We start from the raw sequence: 14,395 nt of genomic DNA, 5'->3' as shown, positions 1-14,395 counted from the left end.
TCTAATTCATGCGCCTGAACAAGATTCTGCTGGCTGCGGCCTGCGCGCTGCTGATGCTGCCGGTGCTGGCTCTGGCGCTGGCGTGGCTGACGCCCGATGTGCCGGGCGTGAGCATGGCGCAGACCTGGTGGCATCTGCTGGGCACGACGCTGCCGGGCTATGTCAGCAGCTCGCTGTGGCTGGCGCTGGGGGTGGGCGCGGGCGCGGCCGTGGTGGGCAGCAGCGCGGCGCTGGCGGTGACGCTGTTCGAGTTCCCCGGGCGGCGTGCGCTGGAATGGCTGCTGCTGCTGCCGCTGGCCATGCCGGCTTATGTGCTGGCCTACGTCTGGACCGACACGCTGCAGTACAGCGGCCCGCTGCAGACGGCGCTGCGCAGCGCTTTGGGTCTGCAGGGCGCGCTGTGGCCCGACGTGCGCAGCCTGGGCGGTGCGGTGGCGGTGTTTGTGCTGTGCCTTTATCCCTATGTTTACCTGCTGATGCGTGCGGCGCTGGCCGAGCGTGGCGTGCAGCTGATGCAGGCGGCGCGTTTGCTGGGTGCGGGGCTGTCGCGGCGCGTGCTGCGCGTGGCGCTTCCGCTGGCCCGGCCCGCGCTGGCTGCAGGCGTGGTGCTGGTGCTGATGGAGACGCTGGCCGATTACGGCGTTGGCGCCTATTTCGGGCTGAACACTTTCACTACCGGCATTTACCGCGCCTGGCTGGCGCTGGGCGACCGCAGCACGGCGGCGCAGCTGGCGGTGCTGATGCTGGTCTGCGTCGCCGCGCTGGTGGCGGTGGAGAAATCGGCCCAGCGCCGCCTGCGCTTTGGCAGCGCGCGCAGCACGGCGCCGGGCCAGACGCGCACGCTGGAAGGTGCGCGACTGCCGCTGCGCTCAGCGGGTGCGCGGCTGGCGGCCTGGGCGGTGTGCGGCCTGCCGCTGCTGCTGGGTTTTGTCCTGCCCGTGGCAGCGCTGCTGCGCCTGGCCTGGCGGCAGATGCACTACAACGCCCCGGCGGTTTACGATTTCGCCACCGGCCAGATGGTGGCTGCACCCGCGCCGCCCTGGTGGCAGACGCCGTACGCCCAAGCGGCGGCCAACAGCCTGACGCTGGCGCTGGTCGCCGCCGTGCTGGCGCTGCTTCTGGCCTGGTGGCTGTCTTTTGCGCAGCGCGGCGGACTGCCCTGGCCGCTGGCGGTGCTGCGCCAGACGGTCGCGCTGGGCTACGCGGTGCCGGGTGCGGTCATTACCGTCGGCATCCTGCTGCCGCTGGGCTGGTGGCAGCAGGCCTGGCCGACCAGCCCGCTGCAGGGCCTGATCACCGGGACGCTGGTCGGCGTGGTTTACGCCTGTCTGGTGCGCTTCACCTCGGTGGCGCTGCAGTCCATCGAGGCGGGTTATGCGCGTCTGCCCACGTCGATGGACGACAACGCCCGCCTGCTGGGCGTGCGCGGCGTGCTGCTCTGGTGGCGCGTCCACCGCCCGCTGCTGATGCGCGCCAGTGGCACGGCAGCGCTGCTGGTCTTTGTTGACGTGATGAAAGAGCTGCCCGCCACGCTGCTACTGCGCCCCTTTGGCTACGACACGCTGGCGGTGCAGGCCTTCCAGATGGCCAGCGACGAGCGCCTGGCCGAAGCCGCGCTGCCCTCGCTGACCATCGTGCTCACCGGCCTGCTGCCTGTGCTGCTGCTGGCGCGTGCGACACGCTGATCCTGTCACCCGGTGATCTCCGGGGACAAATAATGAGATATATTCTCATCCGTAACAAATTTCAATCAAGGAGTATTCGCATGAAAAACCGCAGAACGCTGCTGGCTCGCGCCGCCCTGGCCGTGACCGCTCTGGGTGTGACCGGACTGGCGGGCCTGTCGCTCCCGGCCCTGGCGCAGTCGGGCGACGCTGTGCTCAACCTGTATTCGGCGCGGCATTATCCGACCGACCAGGCGCTGTACGACAACTTCACCAAAACGACGGGCATCAAGATCAACATCATCCAGGCAGACGACGCGGGCATCATGGAGCGTCTGCGCAGCGAAGGCGCGTCGAGCCCGGCCGATGTGGTGATGATGGTCGATGCCGCGCGTCTGGTGCTGGCCGACGACGCGGGCCTCTTCCAGCCCCTGAAATCGAAGGTGCTGGAAGAGCGCATTCCCGCCAACCTGCGCGCCATCGACAAGGGCCAGGGCTCGACCTGGTACGGCCTGTCCACGCGCGCCCGCATCATCGTTTACAACAAAATCAAGGTGAAGCCTGCGCAGGTCGCCACCTACGAATCGCTGGCCGATCCGGTGAACAAGGGCCTGGTATGCACGCGCTCGGGCTCGCACCCGTACAACCTGTCGCTGTTCGCGTCCATGGATCAGCGCCTGGGCGCCGCCAAAACCGAGGCCTGGCTCAAGGGCGTGGTCGCCAACATGGCGCGCGACCCCAAGGGCGGTGATACCGACCAGATCAAGGCCGTGGCCTCGGGCGAATGCGGCGTGGCGCTGACCAACTCCTACTACCTGGCGCGGCTGATGAACTCGAAAAACCCCGAGGACATCGCCGTGGCCGAGAAAGTCGGCGTGGTCTTCCCCGACCAGCAGGGCCTGGGCACGCACCAGAACATCGCCGGAGCGGCGCTGGCGCGCTACGCCAAGCACCGCGACAACGCGGTGAAGTTCATGGAATACCTCAGCACGCCGCCCGCGCAGATCTACTTCGCCAACGGCAACAACGAGTATCCGGCGGCGACGGGCGTCAAGGCCAGCAACCCGGCGCTGGAAGCCCTGGGCGATTTCAGGCGCGAGCTGATTCCCCTGGCCAGCATCGCGTCGCGCACGCGCGAAGTGCAGCAGATGCTGGACCGCGTCGGCTACAAGTAAGGCCGGAAGGCGTTTTCAGGCGGGCAGGGCGTCCCAGTCCAGGACGACCTTGCCGCTGTGGCCGGACAGCATGGCCTCGAAGCCCGCCTTGTACTGCGTCACCGGGTAGCGGTGGGTGATGATGGGCGAGAGGTCCAGCCCGCTCTGCAGCATGGCGACCATCTTGTACCAGGTTTCGAACATCTCGCGGCCGTAGACGCCCTTGATCTCCAGGCCCTTGAAGATGACCTGGTTCCAGTCGATCGCCGTCTGCGCGGGCGGGATGCCCAGCAGCGCCACTTTGCCGCCGTGGTTCATGCATTCCAGCATCGTGGTGAAGGCGGAGGGCACGCCGGACATTTCCATCCCGACATCAAAGCCTTCGCTCATGTGCAGGCTGTCCATGACGTCTTTCAGGCTGTCGCGCGCGACGTTGACCGCGCGCGTGGCGCCCATGCGCAGCGCGAGTTCCAGCCGGTAGTCGTTGACGTCGGTGATGACGACGTGGCGCGCGCCCACATGCCGCGCGATCGCCGCCGCCATGATGCCGATGGGCCCGGCGCCGGTGATCAGCACGTCCTCGCCGACCAGCGGGAAGGACAGCGCCGTGTGCGTGGCGTTGCCAAAGGGGTCGAAGACCGCTGCCAGCTCGTCGGAAATACCGTCCGGGATGCGGAAGGCGTTGAAGGCCGGAATCGCCAGGAACTGGGCGAAAGCGCCTTCGCGGTTCACACCCACGCCCTGCGTGTTGCGGCACAGGTGGCGCCGCCCGGCGCGGCAGTTGCGGCAGAAACCGCAGGTGATGTGGCCTTCGCCCGACACGCGGTCGCCGAGGGAAAAGCCGCGCACTTCCTGGCCCATCGCGACGATCTCGCCCACGTACTCGTGCCCGACGTGCATCGGCACCGGGATGGTGGCCTGCGCCCAGTCGTCCCATTTCCAGATGTGGATGTCAGTGCCGCAGATGGCGGTCTTGCGGATGCGGATCAGCACGTCGTTGGGGCCGACCTCGGGGTCGCGGACTTCCGTCAGCGTCAGGCCGGGGCCGGGCTGCAGTTTGGCGAGGGCTTTCATGGTGATTTCTCCCGGAATTTAAAGGGCACCCAGCGTCTGGCCGACGCGGGCAAAGGCGGCCACCGCCTGGCGTATCTGTTCGGGCGTGTGCGCGGCGCTCATCTGCGTGCGGATGCGCGCCTGGCCTTTGGGCACCACGGGGTAGGAGAAGCCGACCACGTAAACGCCCTCGTCCAGCAGCGCCTGCGCCATGCGCCCGGCGAGCTGGGCGTCACCCAGCATCACCGGGATGATGGGGTGATCGCGCCCAGCCAGGGTGAAGCCGTGGGCAGCCATCTCGCGGCGGAAGTGCTCACCGTTGTCGCGCACGCGCTGGCGCAGGTCGGCGCCCTCGGGGCTGTCCAGCAACTGCAGCACGCGCAGCGAGGCCGCCGCGATGCTGGGCGCCAGCGTGTTCGAGAACAGATAGGGCCGCGAGCGCTGGCGCAGCAGTTCGATGATTTCCGCCCGGCCCGAGGTGTACCCCCCCGACGCGCCGCCCAGCGCCTTGCCCAGCGTGCCGGTCAGGATGTCGACGCGGCCCTGCACGCCGCAGTGCTCCGGCGTGCCCCGGCCGCCGGTGCCGACAAAGCCGACGGCGTGCGAATCGTCCACCATGACCAGTGCGCCATAGCGGTCAGCCAGGTCGCAGAGGCTGGCCAGATCGGCGATGACGCCGTCCATCGAGAACACGCCGTCGGTGGCGATCAGCCGAAAGCGCGTGCCGTCGGCCACCGCCGCTTTGAGCTGTGCCTCCAGATCGGCCATGTCGTTGTTGCGGTAGCGGTAGCGTCGCGCCTTGCACAGGCGCACACCGTCGATGATGGAAGCGTGGTTGAGCGCATCGGAGATCACCGCGTCCTCTTCGCCCAGCAGGGTTTCGAACAGGCCGCCGTTGGCGTCAAAGCAGCTGCCGTAGAGGATTGTGTCCTGCGTGCCCAGGAAGGCGGACAGCGCAGTTTCAAGCTGGCGGTGCACCGTCTGCGTGCCGCAGATGAAGCGCACCGACGCCATGCCAAAGCCGTAGTCGTCCAGCCCGCTGCGCGCGGCCTGCACCAGGCGCGGGTCGTCGGCCAGGCCCAGGTAGTTGTTGGCGCAGAAGTTCAGCACCTCGCGGCCATCCTGCAGCCGGATCAGCGCCGACTGCGGGCTGGCGATGGTGCGCTCGTCCTTGTAAAAACCGTCCGCCCGGATCTGTCCGGTGGTCTGGCGCAGATGGGCCAGAAATTGCTCGCGCATGGCAGAAATCCTTCAGCGTTCCGGCGCCGCGCGGATTCGTTGGGCTGCGACGCACAGACCGCATCATCGCGCCATCCGCTGCCGTGCTGGACTGGTGCGCCAGTTGCCCAGGGTTTTCCCGGTTACTGTCGAACAATGATAGCGCTAACATGACTTCATGAACATCCGCCCGGCATCGCCCCTGCGCCCTGCGCCCCTGATCATCATGGGCGTTTCGGGCTGCGGCAAATCCACGCTGGGCCAGATGCTGGCGCAGCATCTGGACGGCCGCTTCATCGAAGGCGACAGCTATCACCCGGCCGCCAACATCGCCCGGATGAGCCAAGGCATCGCGCTGACCGATGAAGACCGCTGGGGCTGGCTGGACACGCTGGCGCAGGAGTTGCGCCACGCGGCTACGACAGAATCCGGACCGGCGGTGCTGGCCTGCTCGGCGCTGAAAGCCAGCTATCGCGACCGCCTGCGCCAGGGCGACCCGCGCGCCTTTTTCGTGCTGCTGCAGGCGCCGCGTGAGGTGCTCGCGCAGCGCCTGGACACGCGGGAGAGCCACTTCATGGGCTCCACGCTGCTGGACAGCCAGCTCGGCACGATAGAGCCGCTGCGGCCCGACGAACGGGGCGTGGTGCTGGATGCGACGGTGCCGCCGCAGAGACTGCTGGAGCAGGTGCTGGCGCTTCAGTGTGTGACCTGAGCGCAGGCACTCATTTTCATGACGAGACCTTGCCGGTCAGCCTGAGGGAAGCACGCAGGGCGTCATTGATACGGGTCTGCCAGCCCTCCCCGGAAGCGCGCAACGCGGCCAGAACATCGGCATCCAGCCGCAGCTTGACCGCTTCTTTGGTGACAGCTTGCACACTGCCTGGCGGGCGACCGCGCCTACGGGCAGCAATCTGCGCAGAGGTATGTCGCTGGACATCGTCCTCTGCGACTTGCTGCAAACCTCGCTCGAGCGAGGCGAGCAAAGCGGCGGAATCTTTATCGAGTTCTGCGGTTGGCTCAGACATTGAATTTCTCCATCAGTGAGCGCAGCAGGTGCGCGGGAATGTTTTCGATACGGCCTTTGGTGTAAGCCGTCACCAACACAAGGTCACCCTGCTGGGTCCGGATAAAATAAACCACCCGCGCTCCGCCACGCTTACCTTTCCCTTGGGCCGACCAGCGCACTTTGCGCAGTCCGCCTGAGCCCGGAATGACATCGCCCGAATCGGGGTTGTCCGCGATCCAGTCAATGAAGTCGTGCCTTTCGGCTTCGCTCCAGATCCGGGACACGCTGGCAATAAATTCAGGGGTTTCGGTCACAGTCATCAGCATGTTTTTGCTCTTTTCGCGCTGTTGAACGAATTTATTGTGCACCCAAATAATTACGGTGTCAAATCCGGCGTGGTGCTGTGACGCTGCTCTGAAAGCGCGGCTCGCGGCGCGATGTCTTGATTTTTCAGAACACACACGGCGCATCGCGCGCCACAAAATGAAGGTCGGCAAAGCCTGCGTGGGCTTCTTCGCCGGTGTTGTCGGTGTCGCTGGCCACGGCGAGCTGACGAGCGGCGGCAATGTCGGGGCCGAAGGCCTGCGTGGCGTCGGCCAGCACGTCGTGGCGCTCGTCGACCCAATGGCCCGCGTCGGCTGCGCCGGAGCGGGCGACAATCAGGCGCACGCGGTCGGTGTAAGCGCTGGGTTCGCGGGTGCCCACGGGGTAGCGGTTGTCCCACACGTAGTTGATCGCGGCGTCGGGCAGCTGGTCACCAAAAATGGCGCGGCCGATGCGCAGTTTGGCGCGCGTCGCAAAATCCAGCGCTTCGGGCTTGATCTTGAAGGTGATGTAGACCCGGGCCGCATAATCGTCGCCTTCTTTCGTGCGCAGGTCGGCGTTTTTCAGCGGGGCATCCACCCGCCAGCGCCAGCACAGCACCGGCGTTTTGGCCAGATCCACGGACAGCGGGCGGGCCATCAGCGCCATGCTGGCTTTCGCTTTGGCCTCGATGGCGTTCACGCCATCCCAGTCCCGCAGGGCGTAGTGCGTGGGCGCCAGCTTGTCGTTGAGGGTCTGCAGCCGCCAGGGCGCTGGCGGCGCACCGCTGCTTTCTTTGAAGCGACCCACGTCAACGGCTTGTGCGGCGGCGGGCAGGAGACTCAGCAGGATCAGACTGGCTTTCAGCATATTCGGGACTCCATTCAGGACAGGGGAGGCTGAAAATACAAAGGCCTCGCAGACTTTCGTCTGCAAGGCCTCTGATTTTCATTGGTCGGGGCGGCGGGATTCGAACTCGCGACCCCTTGCACCCCATGCAAGTGCGCTACCAGGCTGCGCTACGCCCCGACTGAATCCAAGATTATAGGGAAGAAATCCGCAAAATTCTGCCGTACTGAAATTTTTTAAGCATCAATCGGGCCGAGCGCCTGATCGAGCTCGGCGCGCAGCGCCAGCAGCTCGCGGCGCAGCTCGGGCCAGGCCAGCGGAGCGGCAGGGACAGCGCTTGACGGCGGCGGGGTCAGCGTGAAGGCCGGGCGAACAACTGCGGCAGGTGCTGCGGGTGCAGGCGCGACAGCGGGCGGCGGTGCATCGGGCTCGGAGAGGCGGTTGCGCGCGCCGCTGATGGTGAAGCCTTCGTCGTACAGCAGTTCGCGGATGCGCCGGATCAGCTGCACCTCGTGGTGCTGGTAGTAGCGGCGGTTGCCGCGCCGCTTCATGGGCTTGAGCTGGCTGAACTCCTGCTCCCAGTAGCGCAGCACGTAGGATTTGACACCACACAGCTCGCTGACCTCACCGATGGTGAAGTAGCGCTTGGGCGGAATGGGGGGCAGTTCGGTCGCCATGGCCGAATGTCAGCGGCGCTGGCCGCGCAGGTTGCGCACCAGCACGATCAGGCCCAGCAGGGCGATCAGCAGGTAAACCAGCATGCCCCAGTAGGCGTAGGGGATGCCCAACAGGTTCACGGCGGCTTCGGCGCAGGTCGCGCGCGCCAGGAAGACGTCCGGGAAGATGTCGCCCCAGCCCAGATCGGTCATGAAGGTGTCGGCGAAAGTCATCACGCAGGAATCGAGCTTGACCGCCACCTGCTCCTGGTAGACCGCAGCCGCCACGCCGCTGAACGCCAGCGCAATCAGCCCCAGCGCCAGCAGCGCCACGACAAAACGCGTGCCGGTCGGGCGGCTGAACATGCCCTGGAGCAGGCTGGCGATTAGGGCCACCGCCGCGATCGCCAGAAAAATCACCCGCTGGAGGATGCACCAGGGGCAAGGCTGCATATTGAACACGTGCTGCGACACCAGCGCGATGCCCACGCTGCCCAGCCCCAGCAGGGCGACCAGCCACAGCATTTTCTGGTTGAAGGAGGGCAGGGGGTTGTCGACAAACATGGCGGACCTAGCGGCTGGTGGACGGACGTGGGGGCGGAATCGGGAGTTTTGCGCTGCCGGGTGAATCAGCGGGAGAGTTCGGCGGTGAGCTCGATCTCGACGCAGGCCCCCAGCGGAATCTGCGCCACGCCAAAAGCGCTGCGCGCGTGCGGGCCGACGGCCGGTCCCATGACATCGGCCAGAAGTTTGGAGCATCCGTTGGCGACCAGGTGCTGCTCGGTGAAATCAGGGGCGCTGTTGACCAGGCACATCAGCTTGACGATGCGGCGCACGCGGCGCAAATCGCCCCCCGCTGCGGCCTGCAGCGTGCCCAGCAGGTCGATGGCGACGGCGCGGGCTGCAGCCTGACCCTCCTGCGTGGGGATGTTCACGCCGAGCTGACCCGTCCACACTTGGCCGTCGCGTTTGGCGATGTGACCCGACAGGAAAACCAGATCGCCGGTCTGCACAAAGGGCAGGTAGGCCGCTGCGGGCGTGGCCACGGTGGGCAGGGTGATGTTCAGGGCGTCCAGACGGGCGTAAGGGTCGTGGGGTGCGGTCATGGCGGGTCTGAAATCCATGTGGAAAACACATATCTTAACCCGCGCAATGCGGTGCACTGCGGCCCGGGCAGAGGGGCGGCGGGTGCGGGCCTGGGTCTGCCAGATGCGGCCGCCGCTGTCGCGCTGGGGCCACGGCGGTGTGCTGGCGATTCTGGCCGGGGCGATGGCCGGATCGGTGCTGCAGGGGCTGGGCCAGACGCTGTGGCCAGCCGGGGCCTGCGCCGCGCTGATCGCCCTGCTTGTCGCCCTGTTGCTCGCGCTGGCGGTGCTGCCACTACTGCGTCGGTGCGTGCTGGGCGCTGGGCCGCTGGCCTTGCTGCTGTCGGTGCTGTGGGGCGCGGGCGCAGGCCATGCGCTCACTGAATGCCGTGCCCTGTCCCGCTGGCCCAGCGCCGACTTGCGCCAGATGCTGCCGCAAGGCCAGCCGCAGGCGGTGCTGGCCGAAGGGCAGATCACCGATCTGCCGCAGGTTCAGCCGGATGGCGTGCGTCTGCTGCTGCGTGTGCAGCGCTGGCAGCCCGTGCCGGGCGACGGGGGGTGGCATCCGTCGGACAACGATGTTCAGGTGCAGGTTTTCTGGCCGGTTGAGGCGGGGCAGGCGGTCCCGGTGGTGCGCGTGGGCCAGCGCTGGCGCCTGCCGCTGCGCTGGCGGCCGGTGCGGGGCCTGGCCAACTTCACTCAGCGCGATCCGGAGCTCTGGGCCTGGCTGCGCGGCGTGTCGCTGACCGCGACGGTGCAGGCACGGGGGCCACCGCAGTTGGAACCGCACCAGATCAGTGCTGCGCCCGGCTTCCTTGCGCTGCTGATCCGCGAGCCCGGTCTGGCCGTCGATGCCCTGCGCGAGCACTGGCGCGACGCACTGCGCCAGCACCTGCGCGACTGGCCTTCTGAGGTGACCGGCACTCTGGTCGCGCTGGCCGTGGGCGACCAGCCCGCGATTTCGCCCGAAGTCTGGCAGCTGTACCGCGACACGGGCATCACGCACCTGATGAGCATCAGCGGCCTGCACATCACTGCGCTGGCCTGGCTGGCCGCAGGGCTGCTGCGCCGTATGTGGCGGCTGTCGCCCGCGCTGATGCGGCGCTGTCCGGCGGCCGATGCGGCGGCGCTGGGCGGGCTTGTGATCGCGCTGGTGTATGCCCTGATCGCCGGTTTTGGCGTGCCCGCACAGCGCACGGTGTGCATGCTGGCCGTGCTGACGGCGCTGGGTCTGTGGCGACTGCGCTGGAATGCGGCGATGACGCTGTCCGCCGTTGCGGGCGCCGTGCTGCTGCTCGATCCCTGGGCCTGGCTGCAGTCGGGCTTCTGGCTGTGCTTCGCCGCTGTCGCGCTGCTGGTGCTGCGCGGCCAGCGCCTGGAGCGCGACGCCCGTGCGCAGGCCGATGTCCTGGCCGTGCAGGGGCTGGCGCCGCTCGCCCGTCCGCCTGCGCTGCAGCGCCTGGGCCGCACCCTCGCGCTGACGCTGGGCGAGCAGGCCACCCTCACATTGGGCCTGGCGCCGCTGACGGTGCTGTTCTTTGGCCAGTTCTCGGTGCTGGGGCTGCTGGCCAACCTGGTGGCGGTGTTCTGGGTGACGGCGCTGGTCTTGCCTTTGCTGTTTGGGGGTCTGGTGGCTGCGCCGCTGTGGACGGTGGCGGCGCACCTGGTCCAGGCGCTCCTGACGCTGCTGCGCGCGCTGGAACACAGCGTGGGCGGGGTGTGGTGGCTGCCTCAGGAGACGTCCTGGCCCGCGCTGATCGCCGGGCCACTGGCGGGCGCCGGGGTCTGCGCTGCCGTACTGGCCACCCGGGGCCGCTGGCGCGTGCTGGGCGCACTGGCGCTGATCCCGGCGGTGTGGCCCTGGCCAGCGACGCCGCCCGACGGCGTTTTTGAGCTGATGACCTTGGACATTGGTCAGGGCACCGCGGTGCTGGTGCGCACCCGCCAGCACAGCCTGCTCTTCGACACTGGCCCGGTCTACGGCCGGCCGCCGGGGCCACAGGGCGCTACCGGGCCGCCACCGCCCGATGCGGGCAGCCGCGTCATCGTGCCCGTGCTGCGCGCCCTGGGCGTGAGGCGGCTGGACGCGCTGGTGCTCAGCCATGCGGATCTGGATCACATCGGCGGCGCGCGTTCTGTGCTGGAAGCGGTGCCCGCCCTGCAGGCTCTGGCCGCGCTGCCCGAAGGTCACCCGCTGGAATCAACCCTGCGCGCCGCAGGCACGCCGCTGCGCCACTGCCTGCAGGGCCAGAGCTGGGTCTGGGACGGCGTGCGCTTTGACATCGTCCACCCGCTGCCGGTACTGGAGCAGCGCCTGGGCGATGCCGTGCGCGGCAGCAATGCGGGCAGCTGCGTGCTGCGCGTGCAGGATGCGGCGGGGCGGGCGGCGCTGATTCCCGGCGACACGGGCGTGCTGCAGGAGGCCGACATGCTCTGGGCGCAGCAGCAGGGCCTGTATCGGCAGGCCGGGCAGCGTCTGGGCCCGGTGGACGTGCTGGTCGCACCGCACCACGGCAGTCAGACCTCGTCGTCGACCGATTGGCTCAAGGCCCTGCGCAGGCCATCGGATGCGACTGGGGACCAATCTGTCGTGCTGGTTCAGGCCGGGTCCTTCAACCGCTACGGCCACCCCGACGCGGGCGTGATGGCGCGTTACGCGGCGCTGGGCTACACCGCGCTGCGCAGCGACACCTGCGGCGCCTGGCGCTGGCGCTCGGGCGACGCGCTGGCGGCCCCGCAAAACCGCTGCTGGCGGCTCAGGTACCGGCGCTGGTGGCAGGCGGGCGAGCTATAGTTTCAGCAAGGAGACACTAAATATGAACAGCACGACCCAGCCCGTTGACACCCGCCGCAGCGATCCTGCCCGCCCCGGACAGCGTCCCATCAGCATCTACGGGCCGGATTTCCCCTTCGCTTACGACGACTGGCTGGCGCACCCGGCCGGGCTGGGCCAGGTGCCCGCCAGCCAGCACGGGCAGGAGGTGGCGGTGGTGGGCGGCGGCATGGCCGGGTTGGTCGCGGCGTATGAGCTGATGCGCATGGGCCTGAAACCCGTGGTTTACGAGGCTTCGCGGCTGGGCGGGCGGCTGCGCTCGCAGCGCTTTGACGCCGCGCCCGAAGGCATCGTCGCCGAGCTGGGCGGTATGCGCTTTCCGCAGTCCAGCATGGGCTTCTTCCACTACGTGCGCCAGCTGGGGTTGCGCACCCAGCCTTTTCCCAACCCGCTGACGCCGCACTGCTCCAGCACCGTCATCGACCTGGAAGGCCGCACGCATTACGCGCGGACCCTGGCGGATCTGCCGCCGATGTTCGCAGAAGTGGCCCAGGCCTGGGACAGCGCGCTGGAGACCCACGCGCAGTTTGGCGCCATCCAGCAGGCCATCCGCGAGCGCGATCCGGCGCAGCTCAAGCGCCTGTGGAACGCGCTGATCCCGCAGTGGGACGACCGCACCTTCTACGATTTTGTCGCCACATCCGAGGCCTTTTCGCGCCTGAGCTTCCGCCACCGCGAGGTGTTCGGCCAGGTCGGTTTCGGCACGGGCGGCTGGGATTCGGATTTCCCCAACTCGATGCTGGAGATCCTGCGCGTGGTGCTGACCGAATGCGACAGCCACCAGTTCCTCATTCAGGGCGGTGCCGACCAGGTGCCGCGCAGCCTGTGGACGCACGCGCCCGATCGCCTGACGCACTGGCCCGCAGGCACCACGCTGGCCAGCCTGCATAGCGGCGCGCCGCGTCCGGGCGTGCGCGAAATGCGCCGCCACGCCGATGGCCAGCGCATCACCCTGGTCGACAGCTGGAGCCACCGCCGCGACTACGCCGCCGTGCTGGTCACCTGCCAGAGCTGGCTTTTGACCACCCAGATCGAGTGCGACGAAAGCCTTTTCGCCCAGCCGACCTGGATGGCGCTGGACCGCACGCGCTACATGCAGTCCAGCAAAACTTTCGTGATGGTGGATCGTCCGTTCTGGAAAGACATCAACCCCGCCACCGGCCGGGACACCATGAGCATGACGCTGACCGACCGGCTAACGCGCGGCACCTACCTGTTCGATCATGGCGAAGGCCAGCCTGGCGTCATCTGCCTGTCCTACGCCTGGATGAGCGACGCGCTGAAAATGCTGCCGCATCCGCCCGAAAAGCGCGTGCGCCTGGCGCTGGACGCGCTGCGCAAAATCTATCCGGACGTGGATATTGCCAGCCACATCATTGGCGATCCGATCACCGTGTCCTGGGAGGCCGATCCGCACTTTCTGGGCGCTTTCAAAGGCGCGCTGCCCGGCCATTACCGCTACAACCAGCGCATGTACGCCCACTTCATGCAGCAGGAGATGGCCCCCGCGCACCGGGGCATTTTCCTGGCGGGCGACGATATTTCCTGGACGCCGGCCTGGGTCGAGGGCGCGGTGCAGACGGCGCTCAATGCAGTCTGGGGCATCATGAGCCACCTGGGCGGGCGCAGCGACCCGGCCAACCCGGGTCCCGGCGACACCTTCCCCGAATGGGGCCCGATCTCGCTGCCCGACTGACGGCCGGGCGATGAGTCTCCCGATGATTCAGGACAGCCTGACCGTGGCCGTAGCGCAGATGCGCCAGCACCCGTGTGCGGATGCCGCTGGGCTGGAAGCGGCCTGGGCGCGTATCGCCGCCTGGGCGCAGCGCGCTCGCGGGCAGGGGGTTGATCTGCTGGTCCTGCCCGAGCTGATTTTGAGCGGCTACCACCTGGGGGCAGACCGGCTGGCCGCGCTGTCCCAGCCGCCTGAAGCGGTGGCGCAGCGCCTGGGCGACATCGCCCGCGAGAGCCGCATCGCGCTGGTCTGCGGCTACCCCGAGCGCCTGGCGGCTGGCGGCGTGGCCAATGCCGCGATCCTGGTGGACGAGCAGGGCCAGACGCTGCTGAACTACCGCAAGACCCACCTGTTTGGTTCCGACGAGGCGGCGGTTTTCACGCCCGGCGATCTGCCGCAGCACAGTCAGGTGGCGCTGTGGCGTGGCTGGCGCTTCGGCCTGCTGATCTGCTACGACGTTGAATTTGCTGACAATGTGCGCGCCCTTGCGCAGGCGGGCGCGGATGCGGTGCTGGTGCCCACCGCCAACATGCAAGGCTATGAGGCCGTGCCGCAACTGCTGCTGCCCGCGCGGGCCTACGAGAGCCAGGTCGCGCTGGCCTACGCCAACACCTGCGGCGCGGAAACCCGCCCCGGCAGCGCGCCGGAGGAGGCCAGCGCGACCCTGCACTACGGCGGCCTGAGCACACTGGCCTGGTGCGACGGCAGCGCCGTCTGGGCCGATGCGGCGCAGGAAGAACTGCTGTGCGCCACCTGGCGGCGCGCTGATCTGCTGGCGTCGCGCCTGCGTCACCCGTTTTTGCAGAACGCCCGACGGCGGGTCTGACGATGAGCGCTCA

General features: G+C 68.0%; 14 protein-coding genes and 1 tRNA gene. 6 read left to right on the top strand and 9 right to left on the bottom strand.

Annotation, left to right across the window (positions count from 1 at the left end; all coding sequences use genetic code 11):
- Positions 1 to 8: 8 nt before the first annotated feature.
- Positions 9 to 1,685, top strand: a complete 1,677-nt coding sequence (locus RV045_RS01655; RefSeq protein ID WP_423234019.1) for an ABC transporter permease — start codon at positions 9 to 11, stop codon at positions 1,683 to 1,685.
- Between the two features lie 80 nt (positions 1,686 to 1,765).
- Positions 1,766 to 2,839, top strand: a complete 1,074-nt coding sequence (locus RV045_RS01650; protein WP_423234018.1) for an extracellular solute-binding protein — start codon at positions 1,766 to 1,768, stop codon at positions 2,837 to 2,839.
- Between the two features lie 15 nt (positions 2,840 to 2,854).
- Here the strand turns inward: RV045_RS01650 and tdh are convergent, their stop codons facing one another.
- Positions 2,855 to 3,892 (bottom strand): L-threonine 3-dehydrogenase, encoded by a 1,038-nt coding sequence (tdh, locus tag RV045_RS01645; RefSeq protein ID WP_423234017.1) that lies wholly within the window; start codon positions 3,890 to 3,892, stop codon positions 2,855 to 2,857.
- Between the two features lie 18 nt (positions 3,893 to 3,910).
- Positions 3,911 to 5,110: a glycine C-acetyltransferase gene (locus RV045_RS01640; RefSeq protein WP_423234016.1), complete on the bottom strand. Its 1,200-nt coding sequence runs from the start codon at positions 5,108 to 5,110 to the stop codon at positions 3,911 to 3,913.
- Positions 5,111 to 5,267: 157 nt separating this feature from the next.
- Between RV045_RS01640 and RV045_RS01635 the strand changes: the two genes are divergently transcribed.
- Positions 5,268 to 5,801: a gluconokinase gene (locus RV045_RS01635; protein WP_423234015.1), complete on the top strand. Its 534-nt coding sequence runs from the start codon at positions 5,268 to 5,270 to the stop codon at positions 5,799 to 5,801.
- Between the two features lie 16 nt (positions 5,802 to 5,817).
- Here RV045_RS01635 and RV045_RS01630 read toward each other — a convergent pair whose 3' ends face one another.
- The 7 genes from RV045_RS01630 to RV045_RS01600 form a co-directional block, all read right to left on the bottom strand.
- Positions 5,818 to 6,114: a BrnA antitoxin family protein gene (locus RV045_RS01630; protein WP_423234014.1), complete on the bottom strand. Its 297-nt coding sequence runs from the start codon at positions 6,112 to 6,114 to the stop codon at positions 5,818 to 5,820.
- A complete protein-coding gene (locus tag RV045_RS01625) occupies positions 6,107 to 6,421 on the bottom strand; it encodes a transcriptional regulator (protein WP_423234013.1) in 315 nt (104 codons plus the stop codon). Before RV045_RS01625 ends, RV045_RS01630 begins: the two co-directional genes overlap by 8 nt.
- Positions 6,422 to 6,545: 124 nt before the next feature.
- Entirely contained in the window at positions 6,546 to 7,268 is a 723-nt protein-coding gene (locus RV045_RS01620; protein ID WP_423234012.1) for a DUF3047 domain-containing protein, read from the bottom strand.
- An 82-nt stretch (positions 7,269 to 7,350) separates the two neighbouring features.
- Positions 7,351 to 7,427 (bottom strand) — tRNA-Pro (locus RV045_RS01615).
- A 56-nt stretch (positions 7,428 to 7,483) separates the two neighbouring features.
- On the bottom strand, positions 7,484 to 7,924 hold the full coding sequence (locus tag RV045_RS01610) for a MerR family transcriptional regulator (RefSeq protein WP_423234011.1): 441 nt from the start codon (positions 7,922 to 7,924) through the stop codon (positions 7,484 to 7,486).
- 9 nt (positions 7,925 to 7,933) lie between these two features.
- Positions 7,934 to 8,467: a disulfide bond formation protein B gene (locus RV045_RS01605; RefSeq protein ID WP_423234010.1), complete on the bottom strand. Its 534-nt coding sequence runs from the start codon at positions 8,465 to 8,467 to the stop codon at positions 7,934 to 7,936.
- A 65-nt stretch (positions 8,468 to 8,532) separates the two neighbouring features.
- Positions 8,533 to 9,009, bottom strand: a complete 477-nt coding sequence (locus RV045_RS01600) for a RidA family protein (protein ID WP_423234009.1) — start codon at positions 9,007 to 9,009, stop codon at positions 8,533 to 8,535.
- 103 nt (positions 9,010 to 9,112) lie between these two features.
- On the opposite strand from RV045_RS01600, the gene RV045_RS01595 reads away from it, so the two are divergent.
- Genes RV045_RS01595 through RV045_RS01585 form a run of 3 tightly spaced genes read left to right on the top strand, consistent with a single transcriptional unit; the run spans position 9,113 to position 14,382 of the window.
- Positions 9,113 to 11,782: a DNA internalization-related competence protein ComEC/Rec2 gene (locus tag RV045_RS01595; RefSeq protein WP_423234008.1), complete on the top strand. Its 2,670-nt coding sequence runs from the start codon at positions 9,113 to 9,115 to the stop codon at positions 11,780 to 11,782.
- Between the two features lie 22 nt (positions 11,783 to 11,804).
- Positions 11,805 to 13,517, top strand: a complete 1,713-nt coding sequence (locus RV045_RS01590; protein ID WP_423234007.1) for a flavin monoamine oxidase family protein — start codon at positions 11,805 to 11,807, stop codon at positions 13,515 to 13,517.
- Between the two features lie 10 nt (positions 13,518 to 13,527).
- Positions 13,528 to 14,382, top strand: coding sequence for a nitrilase-related carbon-nitrogen hydrolase (locus RV045_RS01585; RefSeq protein WP_423234006.1), 855 nt, complete (start codon positions 13,528 to 13,530; stop codon positions 14,380 to 14,382).
- The last annotated feature ends 13 nt before the right edge of the window (positions 14,383 to 14,395 follow it).

The sequence above is a fragment of the Amphibiibacter pelophylacis genome, assembly GCF_037688875.1.
Taxonomy (GTDB): domain Bacteria; phylum Pseudomonadota; class Gammaproteobacteria; order Burkholderiales; family Burkholderiaceae_C; genus Amphibiibacter; species Amphibiibacter pelophylacis.
Note: the sequence above shows the minus strand (reverse complement) of the source record. Positions and strands in the feature narration are given on the sequence as shown.